General features: G+C 73.7%; 21 protein-coding genes. 7 read left to right on the forward strand and 14 right to left on the reverse strand.

The features are described 5' to 3' along the window. Positions 1 to 38 precede the first annotated feature (38 nt). The 3 genes from KBX37_RS08140 to KBX37_RS08150 form a co-directional block, all read right to left on the reverse strand. Complete coding sequence (locus KBX37_RS08140) at positions 39 to 1,328, reverse strand: hypothetical protein (protein WP_210775300.1); 1,290 nt, start codon at positions 1,326 to 1,328, stop codon at positions 39 to 41. A 313-nt stretch (positions 1,329 to 1,641) separates the two neighbouring features. Beyond that, positions 1,642 to 2,520 (reverse strand): hypothetical protein, encoded by an 879-nt coding sequence (locus KBX37_RS08145; protein ID WP_210775301.1) that lies wholly within the window; start codon positions 2,518 to 2,520, stop codon positions 1,642 to 1,644. A 120-nt stretch (positions 2,521 to 2,640) separates the two neighbouring features. Then, positions 2,641 to 3,480, reverse strand: a complete 840-nt coding sequence (locus KBX37_RS08150; RefSeq protein ID WP_210775302.1) for a phytanoyl-CoA dioxygenase family protein — start codon at positions 3,478 to 3,480, stop codon at positions 2,641 to 2,643. A 139-nt stretch (positions 3,481 to 3,619) separates the two neighbouring features. Between KBX37_RS08150 and KBX37_RS08155 the strand changes: the two genes are divergently transcribed. Then, positions 3,620 to 4,351 carry a helical backbone metal receptor gene (locus KBX37_RS08155; protein ID WP_210775303.1) on the forward strand — a complete coding sequence of 244 codons (732 nt, stop codon included), beginning with the start codon at positions 3,620 to 3,622 and terminating at the stop codon, positions 4,349 to 4,351. A gap of 27 nt (positions 4,352 to 4,378) precedes the next feature. On the opposite strand, the gene KBX37_RS08160 is transcribed toward KBX37_RS08155, so the two are convergent. Continuing rightward, complete coding sequence (locus tag KBX37_RS08160) at positions 4,379 to 5,077, reverse strand: CBS domain-containing protein (RefSeq protein WP_210775304.1); 699 nt, start codon at positions 5,075 to 5,077, stop codon at positions 4,379 to 4,381. A 233-nt stretch (positions 5,078 to 5,310) separates the two neighbouring features. Between KBX37_RS08160 and KBX37_RS08165 the strand changes: the two genes are divergently transcribed. After that, positions 5,311 to 5,862 (forward strand): DoxX family membrane protein, encoded by a 552-nt coding sequence (locus KBX37_RS08165; protein WP_210775305.1) that lies wholly within the window; start codon positions 5,311 to 5,313, stop codon positions 5,860 to 5,862. Positions 5,863 to 6,043: 181 nt separating this feature from the next. Then, a complete protein-coding gene (locus KBX37_RS08170; protein WP_210775359.1) occupies positions 6,044 to 6,421 on the forward strand; it encodes an FKBP-type peptidyl-prolyl cis-trans isomerase in 378 nt (125 codons plus the stop codon). Positions 6,422 to 6,586: 165 nt separating this feature from the next. On the opposite strand, the gene KBX37_RS08175 is transcribed toward KBX37_RS08170, so the two are convergent. Further along, a complete protein-coding gene (locus KBX37_RS08175; protein WP_210775306.1) occupies positions 6,587 to 6,955 on the reverse strand; it encodes an STAS domain-containing protein in 369 nt (122 codons plus the stop codon). A 172-nt stretch (positions 6,956 to 7,127) separates the two neighbouring features. Here KBX37_RS08175 and KBX37_RS08180 point away from each other — a divergent pair, with 172 nt between their 5' ends. Continuing rightward, positions 7,128 to 8,153 carry an SMP-30/gluconolactonase/LRE family protein gene (locus KBX37_RS08180; protein WP_210775307.1) on the forward strand — a complete coding sequence of 342 codons (1,026 nt, stop codon included), beginning with the start codon at positions 7,128 to 7,130 and terminating at the stop codon, positions 8,151 to 8,153. A 283-nt stretch (positions 8,154 to 8,436) separates the two neighbouring features. On the opposite strand, the gene KBX37_RS08185 is transcribed toward KBX37_RS08180, so the two are convergent. The 4 genes from KBX37_RS08185 to pdhA all read right to left on the reverse strand — a co-directional run bounded on the left by KBX37_RS08185 (position 8,437) and on the right by pdhA (position 13,730). Further along, positions 8,437 to 9,708, reverse strand: coding sequence for an Ig-like domain-containing protein (locus tag KBX37_RS08185; RefSeq protein ID WP_210775308.1), 1,272 nt, complete (start codon positions 9,706 to 9,708; stop codon positions 8,437 to 8,439). A gap of 418 nt (positions 9,709 to 10,126) precedes the next feature. Then, positions 10,127 to 11,512, reverse strand: a complete 1,386-nt coding sequence (locus KBX37_RS08190; RefSeq protein WP_210775309.1) for a dihydrolipoamide acetyltransferase family protein — start codon at positions 11,510 to 11,512, stop codon at positions 10,127 to 10,129. Next, positions 11,509 to 12,525 (reverse strand): alpha-ketoacid dehydrogenase subunit beta, encoded by a 1,017-nt coding sequence (locus KBX37_RS08195; protein ID WP_210775310.1) that lies wholly within the window; start codon positions 12,523 to 12,525, stop codon positions 11,509 to 11,511. The genes KBX37_RS08190 and KBX37_RS08195 overlap by 4 nt, the downstream gene beginning before the upstream one ends. After that, positions 12,525 to 13,730, reverse strand: a complete 1,206-nt coding sequence (gene pdhA / locus KBX37_RS08200; RefSeq protein ID WP_210775360.1) for a pyruvate dehydrogenase (acetyl-transferring) E1 component subunit alpha — start codon at positions 13,728 to 13,730, stop codon at positions 12,525 to 12,527. Before pdhA ends, KBX37_RS08195 begins: the two co-directional genes overlap by 1 nt. A 72-nt stretch (positions 13,731 to 13,802) precedes the next feature. On the opposite strand from pdhA, the gene KBX37_RS08205 reads away from it, so the two are divergent. Next, positions 13,803 to 14,309 carry an Lrp/AsnC family transcriptional regulator gene (locus tag KBX37_RS08205; RefSeq protein WP_374103697.1) on the forward strand — a complete coding sequence of 169 codons (507 nt, stop codon included), beginning with the start codon at positions 13,803 to 13,805 and terminating at the stop codon, positions 14,307 to 14,309. A gap of 26 nt (positions 14,310 to 14,335) precedes the next feature. On the opposite strand, the gene KBX37_RS08210 is transcribed toward KBX37_RS08205, so the two are convergent. Next, positions 14,336 to 15,307 (reverse strand): DNA polymerase domain-containing protein, encoded by a 972-nt coding sequence (locus KBX37_RS08210; protein WP_210775311.1) that lies wholly within the window; start codon positions 15,305 to 15,307, stop codon positions 14,336 to 14,338. A 133-nt stretch (positions 15,308 to 15,440) separates the two neighbouring features. On the opposite strand from KBX37_RS08210, the gene KBX37_RS08215 reads away from it, so the two are divergent. Then, positions 15,441 to 16,061 carry an L-threonylcarbamoyladenylate synthase gene (locus KBX37_RS08215; RefSeq protein ID WP_210775312.1) on the forward strand — a complete coding sequence of 207 codons (621 nt, stop codon included), beginning with the start codon at positions 15,441 to 15,443 and terminating at the stop codon, positions 16,059 to 16,061. 36 nt (positions 16,062 to 16,097) lie between these two features. Here KBX37_RS08215 and KBX37_RS08220 read toward each other — a convergent pair whose 3' ends face one another. The 3 genes from KBX37_RS08220 to KBX37_RS08230 all read right to left on the reverse strand — a co-directional run bounded on the left by KBX37_RS08220 (position 16,098) and on the right by KBX37_RS08230 (position 19,152). Continuing rightward, the gene (locus KBX37_RS08220) at positions 16,098 to 16,643 is read right to left on the reverse strand and encodes a hypothetical protein (RefSeq protein ID WP_210775313.1); all 546 of its coding nucleotides are present in this window, start codon (positions 16,641 to 16,643) and stop codon (positions 16,098 to 16,100) included. A 120-nt stretch (positions 16,644 to 16,763) separates the two neighbouring features. Further along, positions 16,764 to 17,090 (reverse strand): hypothetical protein, encoded by a 327-nt coding sequence (locus KBX37_RS08225; RefSeq protein WP_210775314.1) that lies wholly within the window; start codon positions 17,088 to 17,090, stop codon positions 16,764 to 16,766. Between the two features lie 100 nt (positions 17,091 to 17,190). Beyond that, on the reverse strand, positions 17,191 to 19,152 hold the full coding sequence (locus KBX37_RS08230) for a Xaa-Pro dipeptidyl-peptidase (RefSeq protein ID WP_210775315.1): 1,962 nt from the start codon (positions 19,150 to 19,152) through the stop codon (positions 17,191 to 17,193). Positions 19,153 to 19,331: 179 nt separating this feature from the next. On the opposite strand from KBX37_RS08230, the gene KBX37_RS08235 reads away from it, so the two are divergent. Next, a complete protein-coding gene (locus tag KBX37_RS08235; protein WP_210775316.1) occupies positions 19,332 to 21,581 on the forward strand; it encodes an exo-alpha-sialidase in 2,250 nt (749 codons plus the stop codon). A 63-nt stretch (positions 21,582 to 21,644) separates the two neighbouring features. Here the strand turns inward: KBX37_RS08235 and KBX37_RS08240 are convergent, their stop codons facing one another. After that, a complete protein-coding gene (locus KBX37_RS08240) occupies positions 21,645 to 21,875 on the reverse strand; it encodes a hypothetical protein (RefSeq protein WP_210775362.1) in 231 nt (76 codons plus the stop codon). Between the last annotated feature and the right edge of the window lie 103 nt (positions 21,876 to 21,978).

The following is a 21,978-nucleotide window of genomic DNA, read 5'->3' on the forward strand; positions in this document are numbered from 1 at the left end:
AACCCCCCGGCCCCCCCGCGACGGTGTCGTACGACGGGTCAGTCGACCTCGATCCGCACCACGTCGAAGGCGGGGGTCTGGTTGGCCCGCTCCATCATCGGCACCCGGTGCGAGCCGTCACCGGCCCAGACCGCGCACTGCGCCGTGCCCGACTGCGGCAGGCCCGGGATCTGGATGGTCACTTCGTCGGCCTGGCCACCGCCGCGACCGTCCTCGGTGGCGACGAAGAACGCCGGCACGTCCTGCGGGTTCGACGGCGCCTCATTGGTGCTCTGCAGCATCCGGCAGGCGGTGTGGAAGTGACCGCGAGTCAGCCCCTGGTCGTTGAGGACCGAGCTCTCCAGGTAGTAGCCGCCCTGGCCGGCGGCGAGGAACCGGTCGCGGATCAGGTTCCGGGTGGAGACCTGCAGCGCGAACGGCTGGTTGCGCTGCACCTGCTCCGGGAACTCGGTGATCAGCAGGGACGGGTTGTTGGCGGCGGCGCCGACCTCACCGAAGGCCGTGCTGACGCACCGGTTGCCGTTCTGGAAACCGTCGTGCGGCTGGAGGTCGCTGTTGGTGCAGTCCTTGGCCAGCACGCCGAGATTGTTTCCGCCGTTGTTGTTTCCGCCGCCGTTCTGTCCGCCGTTCTGGCCGCCGTTCTGACCACCATTGGTCGGGGCGGCGGTCGGGGCGCCGGTCTGACCGCCATTGGCGCCGCCATTGTTGTTGTTCGCGGCGACGGTGCATTTCGCGAGCTGGTCCAGACCCTGCGGGCGCGGACCCACCCGGTCGATGGCGGTCGTGATCCGGTTCAACGTCGCGCGCCGCTTGTCCTCCAGCGGACGCAGGATGGCGTTGTTGATGAAGTCCTGCCCGTTGCGGCCCTCGGCGGCCAGCCGCCGGTCGGCCTCGGCGATCTGGGTCTGCAACAGCGCGAGGTTCCGGTCGACCTCGGCCCGGGCGCGGTCCGGGACGCGGGGAAGTTTGCCGGCGACGTCCGGGCAGACCACGCCGGAGGCGACGGTGTTCACCGGCGCGTTGCCGTCCTTGACGGCCTGGCACTCGGCGACGGACATCTGGCCGTCGCCCCAGTGGTTGCGCACCCAGCGCCCGTTCTGCCACGTCTGCGTGGTGCTGCCGCGACCGCTCGGCGAGGTGGCGCCGGGACTCGGCGCCACGCAGGCGGACGAGACGTTGCGGGTCGTCGTCCGCCGATTCTCCTGGGCCGACGAGATCTGGGTCACCGCGGCGATACCGCCGAAGACCGCGAGCGCGCCGACCGCCGCCAGCAGCCGCTTGCTCCGCGCGTTACCGGATGACCGGCGCGCCCCTGTGGACCTGCGCATCGAATTGCTCTCCTTCTCGATCCGGTACCTGACTCGTGACCCCGTCGGGCGAACGGAATTCGGGGTGGGACGCCCGTCGGGAGCACTGCGACGTTCCGGTCGCGCGTCGATGGCCGACGATGCCCTTTCCGCACCGTCCGCCGCGTCGGGTGGCGCGGCTGGGAAGATCTGTGTCCATTCCCGCTTAGGTACGGAGCGCCGCGGGCGATGGTTCAACGCGGATCGAGGAATTCGGCACGGGACGGTGACGACGGCCCGATCGGGGTTCTGCGAAAGACGCGGAGTCACCGCGCGGCGACGCTGCGGTGGGATGTCAGTCGACGCAGAGGTGGTCGAAGGCGAAGCCGCCGACCAGCTCGTCCCGGCGGGCGCGCAGCCCCCGGATCTCCCGCCGCAGCTCGGCCCGGTCCACCAGCGACGGTTCGTCGGTCTCCAGCGCCCGCAGCCGCTCCCCGACCGCGACGGTGGCCAGATCCTCGGCCAGCCGGGCGGCGTCCACCCCGCACCAGAAGCGGTGCTCGCGGAGGGTCACCCGCTCGACCAGGCAGCGACCGGGCCGCACCTCGACCCAGCTCCAGCCCTCGGCCGCCCCGTCCCGCCACCGCACGTGCAGCCCGCGCACGATGGGGTCGGCCAGCCGCCGGGAGACGTACGCGTCGACGGCGGCGGCGCGGGTCAGCGCCCCCAGGTCGTTGACCGGGCCGGTGCGGCCGTCGGGCAGCCGACCGACGATGTCGCGGAAGGCCACCGCGCTGTCGTACCCGTCGCCGTCCTGGCCGGCGGACGGGCCGGCGTACGCGCGGGCGTCGATGACGTACCCGACGATCCGCGGGCCGTGGGCGGCGGACCGCAACGTCGGCGACTCGATCCGCAGCACGGGCAGGTCGACCGCGGCGCAGACGGCGTCGCGCATCCGCTCGGCGCGCTGCCGGGCCGAGCCGGGCGGCGCCGGCGCGCCGAACACGACGGCGAAGAGCGGCCGACCGGTGTCGGCGGCGCAGACCACGTGGTCGAACTCCTCGCGGGTCGCCGAACTCCACTGGTGCCCGGTGATGCCCTCCGGGCGCCGGGTCACCAGGTCGCCGAGCCGGCAACCGGCGTGCACCACCTGACCGGCCCGGACGGGCAGCGCGCCACCGTCGAGCGGCAGCGGCCGCAGCCGGGAACCGTCGTCGGTGGCGGTACGCGTCATGGTGGTGCCGGATCCTCACGTGGTCGGTCGACCGGCCGAGTCTAGGGCGTCGACCCTGCTCGTCGCCTCGCCGGTGCGGTCGGATCCGGGCCCCCGCCCCGTCGGGTCCGGGCCGGTGGCTCAGGCGGCCCCCATCACCAGGCCCTCGATGGTGTGCTTCTGCCGGATCGGGGTCAGCCGCTCCACCACCGGGCACGGCAGGTGGGCGCGGGCCAGCTCGGGCAGCTGGTCCCGGTACTCCCGGGTGACCGCCATGTCGTGCCGCTCGGCGTTGCCGGCGCCGGGGGCGTCCACGCCGAGCACCAGCACCGGCCGGGCCAGCGTCGAGACGTTCGGGGTGCCCCGGTGCACGGTCAGCGCCGAGCGGGCCGAGATGTCGCCGCGCCGCGGGTACTTGCGCACCGCCCGCTGCGCGTAGCGGGGGTAACGCTCCTTCGGCGGGAACATCCCGTGGTCGAAGTCGGCGCCGTCGTCCCACTGGGTGCCGGGGGCGATCTGGAACGGGCCCATCTCCTCGACCGTGTCCACGGTGGTCAGGTTGAACGCGAGCGAGGTGAGTCGCCGTTGGCGTCGGGTCTCCTCGGGCATCGGGAAGTCCCGGTGCCAGGGCTGCATGACGGCGCCCGGGAACGGGATGTCGAAGCCGAGCTCGACGATCTCGTAGTCGGGGCCGAGCACCGCGCGGCAGACCGCCACCACCCAGGGGTGGGTGACCAGGTCGGCGAAGCCGCGCAGCTGTTCGGGGTGGATCTCGACGTACCAGCGGTGAGGGCCGCGGCCGACCGCGCCGTCCGGGCGGGAGCGGGCCTCCCGGAAGGCCGCGTCGATGTCCTCGCCGACCTGGTCGACCCAGTCGACGGCGAACGCGCCCCGGCAGGCGGTGATGCCGTCGCGGTAGAGGTCGCCGAGCGCCTCCACCGGGGTCTCGTCCTGGACGGTCGGGGTGGGGCGGGCGGTCATCGGTCCTCCTCGGGATGCCGGGCCACCCGAGTATTACAACGTTGTAGAAGAGCGGCAAGGGGGCCGGCCGGACGGGACCGACGACCGCGGGGACGATGGGTCGGACCGGCGCGGTCCGCGCCGGGGAGGGAGGTACGCCGTGCGGGTGGTCTCGCTGGTGCCGTCGCTGACCGAGGCGGTGGCGGTGACCGCGCCGGAGGTGCTGGTCGGCGCGACCGACTGGTGCACGCACCCCGCCGGGCTCGACGTGGCGCGGGTGGGCGGCAGCAAGTACCCGGACCTGGACCGGGTGCTCGCCCTGCGCCCGGACCTGGTGCTGCTCAACGTGGAGGAGAACCGGCGCGCCGACGCCGAGGCGCTGGTCGCGGCCGGGGTGCCGGTCCGGGTCACCTACCCGCGTACCGTGCCGCAGGCGCTGACCGAGCTGGCCGACCTGCTCGCCGCGCTCGGCGTGACCGCCGAACCGGACTGGCTCGCCGCCGCCCGCCGCGCCTGGGCCACCCCGGCCACGCCGCCGCCGGTGCCGCGCCGGGCCGTCGTACCGGTGTGGCGCCGGCCCTGGGTGGTGCTCGGCGGCGACACCTTCGCCGGGGACGTGCTGCGCCGGCTCGGCGTGGCGAACCTGTACGCCGACGACGCCGAGCGGTACCCGCGCCCGGACCTCGACGCGCTGCGCGCCCGGGAACCCGACCTGGTCGTGCTCCCCGACGAGCCGTACGCGTTCACCGCCGCCGACGGCCCGGAGGCGTTCCCCGGCACGCCCTGCGCGCTGGTCTCCGGCCGCCACCTCACCTGGTACGGCCCGTCGCTGGCGGAGGCGCCCAGGTTGCTGGCCGCCCAGCTCGCCGACCCGGTGACCCACCGGGCCTAGACCCGGGCGCAGCCCCGGGGCGGCGGTTCAGGCGACCGGGGTGACCCGACCCGGCGGCAGCTCGACCAGGACGGTGTCGTCCACGTCGTACCCGATGGTGTCGACAACCCGGACCACGCCGCTGACCTGCCCGGCGAGCCGGACCGCGAGGTCGGCGGCGCTGCGCCGGTCGAGCCGGCCGTCCAGGGTCACCTCACCGTCGCGGACCTGCACGGTGACCAGCCCGTCCCGCACGGCGAGCACCCGCCGCAACACCTCCTGCACCACGTCCTCGCGGATCTCCGCGTCGCTGCGCAGGTGCACCCGGAGCAGGTCGCTGCGGGTCACGATGCCGACCAGCCGGCCGAGGTCGTCGAGCACGGGCAGCCGCTTGACGACCTCCTGGTCCATCAGCCGGGCCGCGGCCGGCAACGGCGACTCCGGGTACGTGGTGACCGCCGGGGCGGTCATCAGCTCCTTCGCCACCAGCGCGTCGGCCTTCTCCCGCGCCACCCGCCGGCGCCGGCCCTCGAAGACCCGGCGCTGGTCCGGGTTGCCCGCCCGCTCCACCTTGTGCAGCAGGTCGGCCTCGGACACCACGCCCAACACCCGCCGGAACCCGTCCACCACCGGCACCGCGCTGACTCCTCGTCGGATCAGCACGTCGACGATGTCCCGGTACGGGGTCTCCTCCCCCACCGTCGCGACGTCCCGGGTCATCACGTCGCCCACCTGCCACGTCCTCATCACGACCTCCTCGGCTGTTCTTCATCCGCACGGTAGGACGGCGCCGACCAGCGGGGGCAGAGGCGGTGGACCGGGTCGGACGGGGGCCGAAGGTCCCGCCGGCGGGGCCGCGTTCGGGGTCCAAGGTCCCGCTGCGGGAGGGCCCTACCGGCCCTGCCCGGGACCGCCGCGCGGCGGTGCAATGAATGTGCCACCGGAAACGCGGTGCCAGGCAGAGAAGGGACGTGGACACCATGACCGCGACGATCGAGCGGAACACCACCGCCACCACCATCGCTCCGGCGGCCGAGACCCCCCGTGAGCGCGCCGCCCGGTTCGTCTGGGCCGGCACCCGGATCGCGCTCGGATGGATCTTCCTCTGGGCGTTCCTGGACAAGGCCTTCGGCCTCGGCCACGAGACCGAGGCGAAGAACGCCTGGATCAACGGTGGCAGCCCGACCAAGGGGTTCCTCACCTTCGGCGCGGCCGGCCCGTTCAAGGGCATCTACCAGGACATCGCCGGCGCGACCTGGGCCGACTGGCTGTTCATGGCCGGTCTCGCGGGGATCGGCGTGGCGCTGCTGCTCGGCATCGGGATGCGACTCGCCGCCACGACCGGCGCGCTGCTGATGGTGCTCATGTGGACCGCCGTCCTGCCTCCCGAGAACAACCTCTTCATGGACGACCACCTGATCTACGCCGCGGTGCTCGCCGGTCTGGCCCTGGTCGGCGCGGGCAACACCCTCGGCCTCGGTCGGGTCTGGGCGAACCTGCCCGTCGTCCGGAAGTACGGCTGGCTGAAGTGACCGCACCGACCCCGGAGGGGCGCCACCGACCGGTGGCGCCCCTCCGGCGTGTCCGGGTCCACCGTCGCGCCGATGCGCCGGCGCCGTCTCCGGGACTGCCGGGGATCGGTGAGTCGCGATCCGGCAGGATCGGAACCGACCGGACGATCGAGCCAGAACGGCAGGAGATCAGCAGATGAACATGCCCCAGGCAGGCAAGCCCGAGATCGGCCCGATCGAGGGCGCGCCCCCGGCCGACCTCGTCGTCGAGGACATCACCGTGGGCGACGGCCCGGAGGCCCGGCCCGGCCAGCTCGCCAACGTCCACTACGTCGGGGTGTCGCACTCCACCGGGCGCGAGTTCGACGCGTCCTGGAACCGGGGCGAGGCGTTCGAGTTTCCGCTCGGCGGTGGCCAGGTCATCGCCGGCTGGGACCAGGGCGTGGTGGGGATGAAGGTCGGCGGTCGTCGTCGGCTGACCATCCCGCCGCACCTGGGCTACGGCAGCCGTGGTGCCGGCGGCGTCATCAAGCCGAACGAGACCCTGGTCTTCGTCGTCGACCTGCTCGGCGTCCGCTGACCGGAGGCGGGGCCGTGGGCGCCGCGCCGACGGCCCCGGCGCCGGGATTGCACGATCGGCGCCGCGCCGACGGCCCCGCGCCATCGGGATTGCACGGTCGGTGTCGTGGCGGCGGCCCCGCGGCCATCGGGTGCGGGGTCGGCGCCGCCCCGGCGGGGTCGCGTCTCAGGCGCAGGCGACCAGCTCGCCGCGGGGGCAGGGCGGAGTGGGCAGGCTCTGCACGACGGGGACGACCCGGTGCAGGCCGGTGGCCCGCAGCACCCGGGAGACCACCGGATCCGGGTCGGCCAGCACGAGTTCTCCGCCCCGGGCCCGCACCCGCAGGTGCGCGGCGACCAGCGCGCGGACCCCGGCGGCGGAGAGCAGCCGGACCCCGGAGAGGTCGACCCGCAGCACCGGACGCGCCGGCGCGGCCCACAGCGCGGCACGCAGCACACCGACCGAGGCGACGTCGACCTCGCCGACCACTCGCACCCCGACCACGTCGTCACCCACGCTGAGCTGCACGTGAAGCCGTTCACCCCGCTGTCCCATACGGACGAATCTAGCCCCGGCCACCGACATTTCCGCCGTCCGACGGACCGAATCCGGGTACGCCCAGGGTCGCCCCCGGGGGAGTCCCCGATCCGTCTCAGGGGCGATGCGCCGCCGGCGCGACACGCCCGGCGGGGGGACGGGACCGGGATCGGCGGGTGACAATGACCCGATGGTCGTCCCGCGCCAGCGCCCCCACCCGCCCCGCCTCATCCGGCCCGTCCGCGAGCCGGCCACCGTCCCGCCCCCGCTGACCGGGGTGTGGGCGGCCACCGACCGGCGGCTCGACGCCGTCGAGCTGCTGCCCCTGCCGCCCGGCGCGCACGGGCCGGAGGACGTGCTGGTGGACCCGGACGGGCGGGTGGTCAGCGGCGACGAGGACGGCCGGCTCTGGTGGTGGCCCGCCGACGCGCCCGCCGGCACCGCGCCCCGGCCGCTCGCCGAGACCGGCGGACGACCGCTCGGCATCGAGCTCGACCCGCGCGACGGCAGCCTGGTGGTCTGCGACGCGTACCGGGGGTTGCTGCGGGTCACCCCCGACGGCGCGGTGCACGAGCTGACCGGCACCGGGCCGCCGGTGCACCTGGCCGACAACGCCACGGTGGCCCGCGACGGCACGGTCTACTTCACCGACTCCTCCGACCGGTACCCGCTCTCGCACTGGAAGCACGACCTGCTGGAACACCGCCCCAACGGGCGGGTGCTGGCGTACGACCCGCGCTCGGGGCGCACCGAGGTGGTGACCGACGGGCTCTACTTCCCCAACGGGATCGCGCTGACCCCCGACGAGTCGGCGCTGATGCTGGTGGAGACCAGCACCCACCGGCTGGTGCGGGTGACCCTGCCCGACGGGGCGGTCACCGTCCTCACCGACCTGCCGGCGTACCCGGACAACCTCACGGCGGTCGGCGATGGGACATACTGGATCGCGTTGCCCAGCCCCCGGCTGCCGGTCGTCGAGCGGCTGCTGCCGCACCCCCGGCTGCGCCAGCTGGTGGCGCTGCTGCCCGACGCGGTACGACCGCAGCCGCAGAAGTACGGCCTGGTCGCCCTCGTCGACGGCGAGGGGACGGTGCTGCGCACGCTGCACGGCCCCGGCGGCGCCTACTGGATGATCACCGGGGTCCGGCAGCACGGCGACCGGCTCTGGCTGGGCAGCCTGATCGGCACCGCCATCGCCCACGTCGACCTCACCTGACGTCCACGTCACCGGCCCCGACCGTCGCCGGCCGTGGCGGCCCGCACAGGGCAGGGGGCTCGGAAACGCTACTGATCTGATGACGTCGATGACTCACGGGCGCACCGGTGAGTCGGTGACGACATCAGATTCGTAGCGTCTCTCGGGAGCCCTTCGGGGAGGCCACCGAAACTGCCGGGTGCCCACCTCGACCGGGCACCGGCCCCGAGCCTGCCCGGGCCGACGCACGGCCGGCCCGCCGCGCGGCGGGCCGGTCGTACCCCGGTCGTTCCTCCCCCTGGTCTCAGCCGCCGCTGGCGGACGGCCCGGGTGCGGGCGACGATCCCCCCGCCACCGCCCCCGGGTGCCCCGGGTGGGTCACGGGCGCCGGCTTCAGGCCGGGCGGCACGGGCAGCGCGCTGCCCTTGGCGAACTCGTCCCAGCTGACGTTCCAGGCGGTGAAGCCGTTGCCCTGGTCCAACCGCACCTCGGTGCCCTTGATGGTCACCAGGTCGCCGACCTTCGTGATGCCCATCAGCCAGTCCGCCGCCGTCACCGACACGTTGGTGCAGCCGTGCGAGACGTTGATGTTGCCCTGATCCCCCTCTGACCACGGCGCGGCGTGGATGAACTCGCCGCCCCAGGTGAGCCGCTGGGCGTCCTCCACGTCGACCACGTAAGGGTCGGCCGAACCCCGGGTGTCGAACGTGGTGAAGTCGTGCTTCTCCATGATCACCATCTTGCCGCTCGAGGTCGGGGTGCTCGGTTTGCCCATACTCACCGGGATCTTGCGGACCAGCTTGCCGTCCTGGAGGACCGACATCTGCTTGGTGGCGTTGTCGATCTCGAGGGCCACCTGCCGGCCGATCTTCGAGGTGGACCGGCGGTCGTCGTCACCGACGAACTCCTTGCCGATCGGGAGTCCCGCCAGTCCCGACCGCACGCTGATCTTCGTGCCGGGCTTCCAGAAATCCGGCGCCCGGTATTCGACCTGCTTGCCGTCCCCCACCCATGACCAGGTACCCGGCTGCGGCGGGTCGGTCTTCACGAACAATCGCCGTTGCACGGCCGCCCGGTCCTCCTTGGGAATTGGCGGATCGAATGCGACGGTCACCGGCATCGCGGTGCCGTACGTCTGATTTCCGGCGAAATACAACGTGCTCTTTATCGCCTGTCTGGTCGATTTGGGCGACGTGGTGAAGGTCGTCCGCCCGACGGCGGTCCGCCCCTTCTTCCCGGTGGCGGTCACCTCCGCGGTGTAGGTCCGGCCGTTCTCCAGCGGGGTGCTCGGCACCCAGCTCGACCCGTCCTCGCGCGGCTCCCCCGCAACCTGCTTCCCCTTGTCGTCGGTGAGCTTGACGCCGGTGACCTTCCCATGGCTCACGCTCGTCCCGACCTCCGCGCTGACCGGCACGTCCTTCGCCCGGTCGGCGGGGGTCACCGTGACCGCGGGGTCCGCGGCCCTGCCCGGCGCCGAGCCGGTGGCCTCCTTCCGGTCCGCCGTGCACCCGCCGAGTATCAACGGTGTGGCTGCGATGGTCACCGCCAATAGCGTCAGTCGCCGCCTCACATCCATATTCAGCCCCCCGTTTCCATTTCCCTTGGCCACATTCTGTACGGCGCTTCTCGGGCTGCGACGCACTTTCGCGGGAAATGCTCGGAAACGGCGGGGCTTTTGGTCGCCGGTGTGCTCGGCCGCGAATTCGCGGCCCGGCCGTCCTGGAACAGGAAGCCTGGGTGGTCGGTGTCCCCGGCGTACCGACTCGGGTCGTTCAGTCCCAGTCCTGGTCGCCGTGGTTGCGGACCGCCGACCGGCGGGGTGTCCAACCGGGTGGCGCTCTCGGCGTTGCCGGCGAGGTCGTTGTCCTCGACCCGGCAGGCCACGCAACTGCCCCGCTCCGTGATCCACAGCCCGTGGGTCTAAGTGCTCGGGTCGTGGTCGTTCCCCCCCCGGCGGCGGAGCCGGCCAGCGCGGCCGGCTCCGCCCGTACCGCTCAGACGTTGGCGACCAGCAGCGCCGGCTGCTCGACGCAGTCGGCGACGTGCCGCAGGAAGCCGCCCGCCACGCCACCGTCGCAGACCCGGTGGTCGAAGGTGAGGCTGAGCTGGGTCACCTTGCGCACCGCGAGCTGCCCGTCGACCACCCAGGGCTTGTCCACGATCCGGCCCACCCCGAGCAGCGCCGCCTCCGGGTGGTTGATGATCGGCGTCGAGCCGTCCACGCCGAACACCCCGTAGTTGTTGAGGGTGAAGGTGCCGCCGGTCAGCCGGGCCGGCGGCAGCGTGCCGGCCCGGGCCGCGGCGGTGGTCTCCGCCAGCGCGGCGGCCAGCTCCCGGGTGGTGAGCCGCTGGGCGTCGCGCAGCACCGGGACGACCAGGCCCCGGTCGGTCTGCGCGGCGATGCCCAGGTGCACCCCGGCCGACTGGACGATCCGCTGCCCCTCGGTGTCGACGCGCGCGTTGAGCTGCGGGAACCGCCGCAGCCCGCTGAGGCAGATCCGGGCCAGCAGGGCCAGGATGCTCACCGGCGCGTCCGGGGTGGCGGCGTTGATGGCCGCCCGGGTCGCCAGCAGCCCGGTGGCGTCCACGTCCACCCAGATGGTCACCTCGGGGATCTCCCGCCGGCTGCGGGAGAGCTTGTCGGCGATCACCTTGCGGATGCCGGTGAGCGGGATGACCACGTCCTGCCCCTCGGCCGGGGCGAGCCCGACGTGCGCGGCGGGCTGCTCCGGCACCGCCGCGAGCCGGCTGGCCGACGCGGCGGCGGCCGCCACCACGTCGGCGCGGCGGATCACGCCGCCGGTGCCGGTGGCCCGCCCCGCGGCCCGGGCCACCCCGCGTTCCCTCGCCAGCCGACGCACGCTCGGCGAGATGACCAGCGCCGCCGACGGCGTCCGCCCGGCCGCGAGGTCGGTCGGTGCCGCGGCCGGCTCCGGCGTGTCCTTCCGCTCGGGGGCGTCGGTCGCGGCGGCGGTGGGCTCGGGGGCCAGCGCCAACCGGGGCCGGCGCCGACGCCGGCCGGCGCCGGCGTGCCCGGTGCCGTACCCGATCAGCACGTTGCCGGAGCCGGCCCGCTCCTCCTCGCGGTAGGTGGCGTGCCCGGCCGGCTCGCCGCCGCCGTCACCGTCGAGCGGCGCGATGGTGATCAGGGGTTGGCCGACCGGGCGCACCTCACCCGCCGCGCCGTGCAGGGCGACCACCCGGCCGGCGTACGGGCAGGGCACGTCGACGACCGCCTTGGCGGTCTCCACCTCGACCACGCTCTGGTCCACCGTGACCACGTCGCCCACGGCGACCCGCCACTCCACGATCTCGGCCTCGCTCAGCCCCTCGCCCAGGTCGGGCAGGAGGAAGACCTGCGTCCGCTCCACCGTGGTCACGCCGCACTCCCCTGGGGCAGCCAGCGCGGGTCGGGCTGGTCGTCCCACTGGAGGCGGGCCACCGTGTCCAGCACCCGGTCCACCGAGGGCAGGTGGGTGTGCTCCAGCATCGGCGCCGGGTACGGGATGTCCAGGCCGGACACCCGCAGCACCGGGGCGTGCAGGGCGTGGAAGCAGCGCTCCTGCACCCGGGCGGCGATCTCCGCGCCGACACCGGCGAAGCCCTGCGCCTCCTGGATCACCACGCACCGGCCGGTCCGGCGGACCGAGGCGGCGACCGTCTCGTCGTCGAACGGCACGATGGTGCGCACGTCGACGACCTCCAGGTCCCAGCCCTCCTCGCGGGCGGCCTCGGCGGCCTCCAACGCGACCGGCACCGCGGGGCCGTACGCGACCAGGGTGGCGTCGGTGCCGGGCCGGCGCACGACCGCCCGGCCGAACGGCGCGGTGGTCGCGGGCAGTTCCGCCTCGGCGCTGGCGAAGTAGAGCTTCTTGGGCTCCATGAACACGACCGGGTCGGGGTCGTCGATCGCCTGGCGCAGCAGCGAGTACGCGTCCTCGACGGTGGCCGGGGTGACCACCTTCAGGCCCGGGGTGTGCGCGTAGTACGCCTCGGACGAATCGCAGTGGTGCTCCACCCCGCCGATGCCGCCGGCGTAGGGCACCCGGATCACGATCGGCACGCTCAGCGCGCCGCGGGTGCGGTTGCGCAGCTTCGCCACGTGCGAGGCGATCTGCTCGAAGGCCGGGTAGGCGAACGCGTCGAACTGCATCTCCACCACCGGGCGCAGCCCGGACATGGCCAGCCCGACGGCGAAGCCGACGATCCCGGCCTCGGCCAGCGGGGTGTCGAAGCAGCGCTTGTCGCCGAAGCGGGCCTGGAGCCCGTCGGTGATCCGGAAGACGCCGCCGAGCTGCCCGACGTCCTCGCCGAAGACGACCACCCGGTCGTCGTCGAGCATCGCGTCGGCGAGCGCGGCGTTGAGCGCCTTCGCCATGGTCATGGTGGCCATCAGGCGTCCCCCTCCTCGTCGCGGGCGGCGGCCAGCTCGGCGCGGACCTGCTCGCGCTGCTCGACCAGCTGCGGGGTCGGCTCGGCGTAGACGTGGTCGAAGAGGCTGAGCGGGTCGACCGTGGGCTGGGCGTTCATCCGGTCGCGCAGGTCGGCGGCGTACGCCTCGGCCTCCTCGGCGATCGCGGCCACCGCCGCGTCGTCGAGCGCGCCCCGGTTGCGCAGGTACGTCTCCAGCCGGGCCACCGGGTCGCGGTCGCGCCAGGCCTCGACCTCGTCGGCGTCGCGGTACCGGCTGGCGTCGTCGGCGTTGGTGTGCGGCTCCATCCGGTAGGTGTGCGCCTCGACCAGGAACGGCCCGTGACCGGCCCGGGCGTGCGCCACCGCGCGGGTGAGCACCGCCAGCACCGCCACCGGGTCGTTGCCGTCGACCTGCTCGCTGGGCACGCCGTAGCCGACACCCTTGTACGCCAGGCTCGGCGCGGCGGTCTGCCGGGACAGCGGCACGCTGATCGCGTACTTGTTGTTCTGCACGAAGTAGACGACCGGGGCCTTGAACACGGCGGCGAAGTTGACCCCCTCGTGGAAGTCGCCCTCGCTGGTGGCGCCGTCGCCGATGAAGGCCAGCGCCACGGTGTCCCGGCCCTGGTACGACTCGCCGTAGGCCAGCCCGGCCGCGTGCACGCACTGGGTCGCCAGCGGGGTGCACTGCGGCGCGGTGTGCACCCGCGTCGGGTCGTACCCGCAGTGCCAGTCGCCGCGCAGCAGGGTGAGCACCTCGACCGGGTCGATGCCCCGGCTGACCAGCGCCATCGACTCGCGGTAGGTGGGGAAGACCCAGTCGGTGTCACGCACGGCGAGGGTCGCCCCGACCTGGCAGGCCTCCTGGCCGCGCGAGGACGGGTAGACGGCGAGCCGGCCCTGCTTGGTCAGGGCGGTGGCCTGGGTGTCGAAGCGGCGACCGACCACCATCCGGCGGTACATCTCGCGCAGCGCCTCGACGGGCGGCTCGGGGTAGTCGGCGCGGGACGGCAGCGGCGTGCCGTCCGGGTCGAGCAGTCGGACCGGCTCGGCCTGCGGGAGCAGGCCGGCGGACTTCTCGGGCGCGGCCGGGGTGGCCGGCCGGCGGGTGCGCGGGGATGCCCTGCGGACCGCCTGGGGTGTGGTCGTCACGGCGGGGACCTCCTGGACGTGTGGTGGCCTTATGCTCCTGCTGTCGGATGATTGACTCAAGATGCGCGGTGAACGTGGGATGAATGGCATCCCGAGGGGGCTGATGTGAGCCAGGAGACCAGTCCGGAGGCGGGCCTGCCCGGTGTAACGGGACGTTCGGCCGGTCCGCTGGACGAGGTGGACCGGCGCATCCTCGACGAGCTGGTCCGCGACGGCCGGCTCTCCGTCCGTACGCTGGCCGAACGCGTGCACGTCTCCCGCACCAACGCGTACGCCCGGGTGGAGCGGCTGCTGCGCGACGGGGTGATCACCGGGTTCCGGGCGCAGGTGGCCCCCGAGCCGGCCGGGCTGGGCACCTCGGCGTACATCGCCCTGACGATCCAGCAGAACACCTGGCGGGAGGTGTCGGCGGAGCTGGCCCGGGTGCGCTACGTCGAGCACGTGGCGCTGCTCAGCGGCGAACACGACGTGCTCGCGCTGGTCCGCGCGCCGGACAACGCCACCCTGCGCGACGTGGTGCTGGAGCGGGTGCAGGGCATCGCCGGGGTGCTGTCCACCCGCAGCTGGCTGGTCTTCGAGGAGTTCACCGGCGCGCAGAGCCCCTGGCCGTGACCCCTCAGCGCCCCGGGCGGTGACCCTCAGCGCTCCGGCGGGGCCGCCAACCCCTCCCGGTCGGCCAGCTCCAGCAGCGGCTCCAGCGAGAAGCGCCGCTCGTCCAGGCCGGCGTGCGGGTCGCCGCGCCCGGCGAACCGGGCCGGCATGCTCACCACGTCGAAGTCCTCGGGCCGGGCGTCGTCCAGCTCCGACCAGTCCAGCGGCGCGGAGACCAGCGCCGCCGGCGTCGGCCGGATCGAGTACGCCGAGGTCATGGTGTGGTCGCGGGCCATCTGGTTGTAGTCGACGAAGACCGGCCGGTCCCGCTGCTCGCGCCACCAGGTGGTGGTGACCAGGTCGGGGCGGCGGCGTTGCATTTCCTGGCCCAGCGCCAACACCGCGCGCCGGCACTCGCCGAAGCTCCACCTCGGCTCGATCGACAGATAGACGTGCAGGCCCCGCCCGCCGGTGGTCTTCGGGTAACCCACCAGACCCAGCTCGTCGAGGAAGGCACGGACCTCGTGCGCCACCGGCACCACCTGGTCGAAGCCGACGCCCGGCATCGGGTCGAGGTCGATGCGGAGCTGGTCGGGGCGTTCCACGTCCGCCGCCGAGACCGGCCAGGGGTGGAACCGCAGCGTCCCCAGGTTGGCCGCCCAGATGACCACGGCCAGCTCGCTCGGCGCGACCTCGTCGGCCGTCCGCCCGCTGGGGAAGGTGATGTGCGCGGTGCGGACCCAGTCGGGCGCGCCGGCCGGCAGCCGCTTCTGGTAGAAGGCGTCGCCGCGGTTGTCCTGCCGGGTGGCGATCTTCGCGCCCTCGAAGACACCGCGCGGCCAGCGTTCCAGCATGGTCGGCCGGTCCCGCAGCGCGCGCAGGATGCCGTCGCCGACGGCGAGGAAGTAGCGCACCACGTCCAGCTTGGTCAGGCCTCGCTCCGGGAAGTAGGGCTTGTCCGGGCTGGAGACCCGGACCACCCGCTCCCCGACCCGGATCTCCTCCGCCGCCGTCGCCACGCTCACACGGTAACGGCAGCGGCCGACTCCCGCGCCCGGCTCACCGGCACCGCCGGTGGAAGGAGACCCGCCGAGAGGCCGGCGATGGCGACCGGCGGTTCCGGGTGGCGGGGCCCCGGCCTAGGCTGCCGCCATGGCGACGTACCTCGACGTGCACCCGGACAACCCGCAACCACGGACGATCAGCCGGGTGGTGGACATCGTCCGCGGCAACGGACTGATCGCCTACCCGACGGACTCGTGCTTCGCCCTCGGCTGCCAGCTGGGCAACCGGGAGGGCATCGACCGCATCCGGGACATCCGCCAGCTCGACAGCCGGCACCACTTCACCCTGGTGTGCCGGGACTTCGCGCAGCTCGGCCAGTTCGTCCAGATCAACAACGCCCTGTTCCGGTCGCTGAAGGCGGCGACCCCGGGCAGCTACACCTTCATCCTGCCGGCGACGAAGGAGGTGCCGCGCCGGCTGCTGCACCCGAAGAAGAAGACGGTGGGGGTCCGCATCCCCGATCACATCGTGACGCAGGCGTTGCTGGCCGAGCTGGGCGAGCCGCTGGTGTCGAGCACCCTGCTGATGCCCGGCGACACCGAACCGATGACGCAGGGCTGGGAGATCAAGGAGCGGCTCGACCACGTGGTCGACGCGGTGATCGACTCCGGCGAGTGCGGCACCCTGCCCACGACGGTGATCGACTTCTCGGGGGGCGAGGCGGAGATCCTCCGTCGCGGCGCCGGCGACCCGTCTCGCTTCGAGTAGCGCCGGGTCCTGCGGCGCGGCGACGGACGGGGTGGGTCAGGGCGTCTCGTCGTCCAACGACGGCAGCGGCAGCAGCACGGCGGTGCTGCCGGCGCCCCGCTCGGAGTGCGCGGGTGGCGGCAGGTCGCCGCCCGGTGCCCGGCTGTGCCGCCGGCCCGTCCCGGCCGGCCCGGCGCGGCGGGAGACCTCGCACCTCACCTGATGGATCGGCGCGGGCGCGGTGCCGAACCGCCCCGGTCCCCAGCGCACCCAGATCGCGACGCGGCCGGCCGCCGCCTCCGCCGCCAGCTTGTCCCAGGTACGACGCCGGTCCGTGTGGTCGACCTCGATGGCCACGGGCGGCCCGTCCGGCCGGGCACACGCGACGTCGAGTACCGACTGCTGACGGGACAGCGGCGGCGGTAGGGGCAGCACGCTCGGCGCCCGGCGATAGACCCGCCAGCCCTGGTCACCCGCCCAGGCGACCACGGATTCGATGATCCGCGCCGTCACCGCGTCCGTGGTCAGGTCGACGAAGGTGAGCCGGGCCAGCGCGCGCCCGAGCGACGCCGCCAGCCGTTCGCCGTCCGCCACGCCGTCCATCAGCGCAGGGTAGCGGCTCGCCGGGCCGCCGCCGTGACCGGCGACCGTAGCAGTGCGGTCCGCCGCGTCGGCGCGTTGTGCCGGCACCATGACCGCGCCCGGCGACAGCGGCCGGAGCGGTCAGACGATCAGCAGGATGCCCACCACGACGAGCGGAACCGAGACGAACAGGAAGATGCCGACCCCGGTGAGCACCCGCCCACCGCCGGCGTCCTCCCGCTCCGGCGCGAGCCCGAACGTCGACCGGGCGTCCAGCATGCCGATCCGGCTCAGGGTGAGGTCTCCGGTGACCGCCAGCAGGAGGCCGACCACCACCAGCGCGATGCCCAGCCGGTGGAGGAAGTCCCCACCGCTGACCGCCACCCAGATCCCCACCCCGACCGCGGCGACCGCCACCGCGATCACGAAGAGCACCAGCGCCTCGCCCAGACCCTTGACCACTGTCATCCGGCGTCACCCTTCCCGTCGTGGTCGATCGATTGGCATCCTTCCCGGTCGACCGGCCCGCCGCTGCCCCGCGAGGCGGCGGGCCGGTCGACAGCCGCCGTCAGGAGCGGTCCGGCAGTCGACGGGTGTCGAGCGGGGCGGCGCGGCTGTCCGACGGGGCGGCGGGAGCGGTGACCACGTCCGGCGCGACCAGGGCCGACGGCAGGGTGGCGCGGCCGGTGACGGGCAGGGTCAGCTTGCTGCGCCCGAGGTCCACCGAGACAATGGCGTCCCGGTCGTCGGTCTCGGTGAAGCCCGGGTCGCTCTGGGCGAGGACGAGACCGAGCACGTGGCCGGCCGGCAGCACCGCGTCGTACGCATTGAGCGGCAGGGTGACCGTGTACCAGCGGTCCGGGCGCAGCGGGCTGGTGAACCGCAGGGACCGATGGTGCGCCGCGTCGAGCCAGCCGCGGGTGAGGACGCCGTGGTCGGTGACCGCGATGATCTCGGCCGTGTCCCGGTAGCAGGCGTCGTCGGCCACGGTGGACTCCCCCCAGCCCGACTCGGTGGTCAGCGTCCGGACCCCCTCCGAGCTGCGGTACTGGATCCGTTTTGCGGCGCCGTAGTCGACGAGCCGCGCGCTCAGCGCGGTGGTCGGCCGGTCGACCCTGATCCGCAGCCGCACCGACGGCGTCCCGGAGATCCGCAGCGGCGCGGTCAGCGCGCCGGAGAGGAACACCAGCCGTCCGGCGCGGGCGCTCGTCGGCTCGGTGACCACCTGCGGCTCGGTCAGCGACTCGTCGGTGTACGCCCGCACCACGCCCGGACGGGCGCCAGGACCGCCGAGCGTGCCGGTCGTGCCGTCACCGGCGCCCAGGGCCACCGGGACGTTCCGGGTGCCCGGGGCCGGCCAGTCCCGCTGCTCGGTCCACACCCCGGGGGCGGTCTCCAGGGTGGCCCGGGGCTCCCGCATGACCCCGTTGGGCAGGCCCTGCAGCCAGTAGTCGAACCAGCGGTGCAGGGTAGCCACCCACTCGGCCCGGCGCACGTCGAACGGATCCTCGTGCCCGGCCTGGTAGAGCCAGAGCTTGCGGGGCACCTGCCGGTCGGCGAGCGCGTCCCACCAACGGGCGAACTGGCCGGTGGTGACGTTCAGGTCGTTGACGCCGTGCGCGACCAGCACGCTCGCCCGGACCTGCTCGACCGAGCGGCGGTAGTCCCGCTCCGCCCAGTACGCGTTGTAGTCGCCGGTGTCCTCCGCGCTGTCCGCGCGCAGCCGGGCGAGCATGGTGGCGCACGCCGCGGCGGGCCGACCGTTGACCACCTGGTGCAGGTAGGCGGGATAGTCCGACGCCCGCAGCAGGCCCTGGTAACGCTGGTAGTCGTACCAACTGGAGATCGCGGAGATCGGCACGATGGTCTCCAGGCCCCGGACGCCGGTGGCCGCCACGCCGTTGGCGACCGAGCCGTCCCACGACTTGCCGATCATGCCGACCCGGCCGGTGCTCCACGACGCGGTGGCCGGCTCGCCGTCCAGCGTGAAGCCGCGGGCCCGGCCGTTCAGCCAGTCCACCACCGCCTTCGCCCCGGCCACCTCGGCCCGGCCGCCGACGTCCTCGCAGCCGGTGGCGCGGGCGGTGCCGCTGAGGTCGACCGCGGCGAAGGCGTACCCGCGGGGGACGAACCAGTTGTCGTAGAAGAGCGGGGCCTTGGCGATCACGCCGTTCGCGTCGTACGTCTTGCGTTCGCTCTCGTTGCCCCGGCCGCAGCAGTGGTAGTACGGCGAGGCGTCCATGATGACCGGCACCCGGACGCCGGCCTGCGCCGCCTCCCGGGGCCGGACCAGGTCGACCATGACCCGGTCCCGCACGCCGTCGCCGTCGGCGTCGGTCGGCGTCTCGACCTGGACGCTCTCCCGGACGGCGTCGGCGTAGGAGTAGACCGGCACCGTGTGGTCGCCGGCGATGTGCGGTGGGGCGGCCGGCCGGCTGGGCGCGGCGTGGGTGGGGGCGGCGGGGGCGGCCGTGAGCAGCAGCGCCGTGAGGGTGGCGGCGGCCAGCGCCCGGCGGCGGGCAGGCGTCATCGGGGTCCTTCCGACGGGTACGGCAGGTCAAGCCATTCCACCTCATCGATATGACTCCTGCCTAGTGTCCGGTGTCGACCCGGTCACTTTCGGCGACGCCGGAGGGTTGACCATCGACATCCGTCTTCGTAACGTTCGGCGGGACCGTCGACCCTCCCTCCACCGGCGAAGGGATCTCCGTGGCACGACGACGCACTCTTTCCCTGATCCTGACCGCGACGCTGCTCACCGGCGGCACCGCTGCCCTCTCCCCCACCGGCGCCGGCGCCTCACCGCCGCGTCCCGAGGACGAGTACCGGCCGGTGCGCGGACCCTCCGCCCCCGCCGAGTACCGCTACCTGCAGAAGACCGTGCGCGGCGAGGCGCTACCCCGGCACGCCTACGACACGGCGGCGAAGGCCGGGGCGCGGCTGCCCACGGTCGGCGGGCGGTGGACCTCGGTCGGGCCGACCAACATCGGCGGCCGGATCACCTCGCTCGCGCTGGACCCGCACCGCCCCGACACCGTCTACGCCGCCGCGGCCAGCGGCGGGGTCTGGGTGAGCCGGGACGCCGGCAACCGCTTCGAGCCGGCCTGGCCGGACGGCTGGACCCAGGCGATGGGCGCGGTGGCGACCGGTCCGGACGGCACCCTGTACGCCGGCACCGGCGAGGTCAATCCGGGTGGTGGCAGCGTCACCTACGAGGGCACCGGCCTGTACGCCTCCCGCGACGGCGGCCGGAGCTGGCGGTCGCTGGGCCTGCGCGACTCGGGCGCGATCGGCGCGATCACCGTCGACCCGGCCGACCCGAAGCGGATCTTCGTGGCCGCGGCCGGTTCGCTCTACAACGGCGGCGGCGACCGGGGCGTCTACCGTTCCACCGACGGCGGTGCGACCTGGCAGCGGATCCTCGCCGGGGCCAACGAGTTCACCGGCGCGACCGAGGTGCTGATCGACCCGCGCGACGCCGATTGGCTCTACGCCGTGCTCTGGGACCACCGCCGCACCCCGGACCTGCGCACCTACGGCGGTGTCGGCTCAGGGGTCTACCGCTCCGTCGACGGCGGAGCGACCTGGGCGCGCCTGGCGGGTGGGCTGCCGGCGGCCGGGCCGGAGGTGGGCCGGATCGGCCTGGGCCAGTCCGTCTCGGACCCGGATCGGCTCTACGCGATCGTCAACTCCACCGCCGGCCCGTTCGCCGGGTTCTACGGCAGCAGCGACGGCGGCGACGCCTGGACCCGGCTGCCGGACACGCCGGAGCTGACCACCTCGCAGTCCACCTTCGGCTGGTGGTTCGGCAAGGTCTGGGTCGACCCGGACGAGCCGCAGCACGTGCACGTCGCGGGCGTGCCGCTGCTGACCACCAAGGACGGCGGGCGGACCTGGACGGCGGACAGCAGTTCCACCCACGTCGACCACCACGCCATGATCTGGGATCCGCGCCGTCCGCAGCGGGTCTACCTCGGCAACGACGGTGGGACGTACCGCTCGGACGCCGACGGGGACGGCGGCTGGGTGAAGGCCACCCACGAGCCGTACACCCAGTTCTACAGCGTGGCGATCACGCCACAGGACGTCAGCCGGATCTCCGGCGGCGCCCAGGACAACGGCTCGCTGCGCTCGTGGGGCGGGCCCGCCTTCAACGAGTACCTGGGCGGCGACGGCGAGGAGAACCTGATCAACCCGACCGACAAGGAGAACGTCTACGCCTGCTACCAGTACGGCAACTGTTTCTGGTCGACCGACGGCGGCGAGACGATGACGTACTTCGGCAACCGGGTCACCGCCGCCCGGCGCAACTGGTTCACCCCCGTGGTCTTCGACCCGCGCGACCCGGCGGTGATGTACTACGGCGCCAACGTGCTCAACCGGTCGACCGACGGCGGCCGGACCTGGACGGCGATCAGCGGCGACCTGACCGGTGGACCGGGCCGCGACCCGATCTACACCAACTACGGCACCATCACCACCGTCGCCCCGGCCGGGGACGGCCGGACCGTCTACGTCGGCACCGACGACGGGCGGGTCTGGGTGACCCGGGACCTGGGCGGCTCCTGGCAGCTGCTGCTCTCCGGGCAGCCGTGGGTCACCCGCGTCGTGGTCGACCCAGGGCGGGCCGACCGGGTGTACGTGACGCTGTCCGCCTACCGGTCGGGCTCCCAGCGGCCGTACGTGCTCGGCTCGCTCGACGGGGGCCGGCACTTCCACGACCTCAGCGGCACCCTGCCGAAGGCGCCGGTCAACGACCTGGCCATCGGCAAGGGGCTGAGCCTCTACGTCGGCACCGACCAGGGCGTGTTCGTCAGCCCGACCGGCGGCGGGGTCTGGCTGCGCCAGGGCCGGGGCCTGCCGTTGGTCCCGGTCGACGACATCGAGTACGACGGCACCAACCACCGCCTCGTGGCGGGGACCTTCGGCCGGGGCATCTACGCCGTCCGGGTGCCCTGAGTGTCGCGGCTGCCGGAGCCGGACGCGACGAGACCGCCGCGTCCGGCCCCGGCAGCGCGGGTGTCAGCGCCCTTCCTGCTGCAAGCGCTGCATGAGCATCTGCTTGGCCTGGTCACCCGCCTTGCGGTTGTTCTCCTGAATCTTGCTGAACCAGGTGGCCAGCTCCGAATCGCCCCGCTGCTCCGCGTCCGCGATGTAGGTCTCCATCCGGTAGATGTTCTCCAGCGACAACTGCAGCGTGTGGATCAGGTCGTAGTTCTTGTCCCGCACCGGGCTCTTCTGTTCCTTTACCATGGTCGCCACGGCGTACCTCCCCATGTCTCGTCTTCCGCTGGAGCCAGCGCTTACCCGGCTTCGGTCCGTTCACGCCGGCGGCCCGGCCGGGAGCTGCCCGTCG

Source organism: Micromonospora sp. U56 (genome assembly GCF_018070095.1).
Classification (GTDB): Bacteria; Actinomycetota; Actinomycetes; order Mycobacteriales; family Micromonosporaceae; genus Micromonospora; species Micromonospora purpureochromogenes.

Coding starts and splice junctions, on each gene's coding strand:
- KBX37_RS08195 (WP_210775310.1), bottom strand. CDS start 12,525: ATGGCCACCATGACCATGGCGAAGGCGCTCAACGCCGCGCTCGCCGAC.
- KBX37_RS08220 (WP_210775313.1), bottom strand. CDS start 16,643: ATGGACGGCGTGGCGGACGGCGAACGGCTGGCGGCGTCGCTCGGGCGC.
- KBX37_RS08165 (WP_210775305.1), top strand. CDS start 5,311: ATGACCGCGACGATCGAGCGGAACACCACCGCCACCACCATCGCTCCG.
- KBX37_RS08185 (WP_210775308.1), bottom strand. CDS start 9,708: ATGGATGTGAGGCGGCGACTGACGCTATTGGCGGTGACCATCGCAGCC.
- KBX37_RS08175 (WP_210775306.1), bottom strand. CDS start 6,955: ATGGGACAGCGGGGTGAACGGCTTCACGTGCAGCTCAGCGTGGGTGAC.
- KBX37_RS08240 (WP_210775362.1), bottom strand. CDS start 21,875: ATGGTAAAGGAACAGAAGAGCCCGGTGCGGGACAAGAACTACGACCTG.
- KBX37_RS08215 (WP_210775312.1), top strand. CDS start 15,441: ATGGCGACGTACCTCGACGTGCACCCGGACAACCCGCAACCACGGACG.
- KBX37_RS08180 (WP_210775307.1), top strand. CDS start 7,128: ATGGTCGTCCCGCGCCAGCGCCCCCACCCGCCCCGCCTCATCCGGCCC.
- KBX37_RS08160 (WP_210775304.1), bottom strand. CDS start 5,077: ATGAGGACGTGGCAGGTGGGCGACGTGATGACCCGGGACGTCGCGACG.
- KBX37_RS08140 (WP_210775300.1), bottom strand. CDS start 1,328: ATGCGCAGGTCCACAGGGGCGCGCCGGTCATCCGGTAACGCGCGGAGC.
- KBX37_RS08145 (WP_210775301.1), bottom strand. CDS start 2,520: ATGACGCGTACCGCCACCGACGACGGTTCCCGGCTGCGGCCGCTGCCG.
- KBX37_RS08225 (WP_210775314.1), bottom strand. CDS start 17,090: ATGACAGTGGTCAAGGGTCTGGGCGAGGCGCTGGTGCTCTTCGTGATC.
- KBX37_RS08170 (WP_210775359.1), top strand. CDS start 6,044: ATGCCCCAGGCAGGCAAGCCCGAGATCGGCCCGATCGAGGGCGCGCCC.
- KBX37_RS08230 (WP_210775315.1), bottom strand. CDS start 19,152: ATGACGCCTGCCCGCCGCCGGGCGCTGGCCGCCGCCACCCTCACGGCG.
- KBX37_RS08150 (WP_210775302.1), bottom strand. CDS start 3,480: ATGACCGCCCGCCCCACCCCGACCGTCCAGGACGAGACCCCGGTGGAG.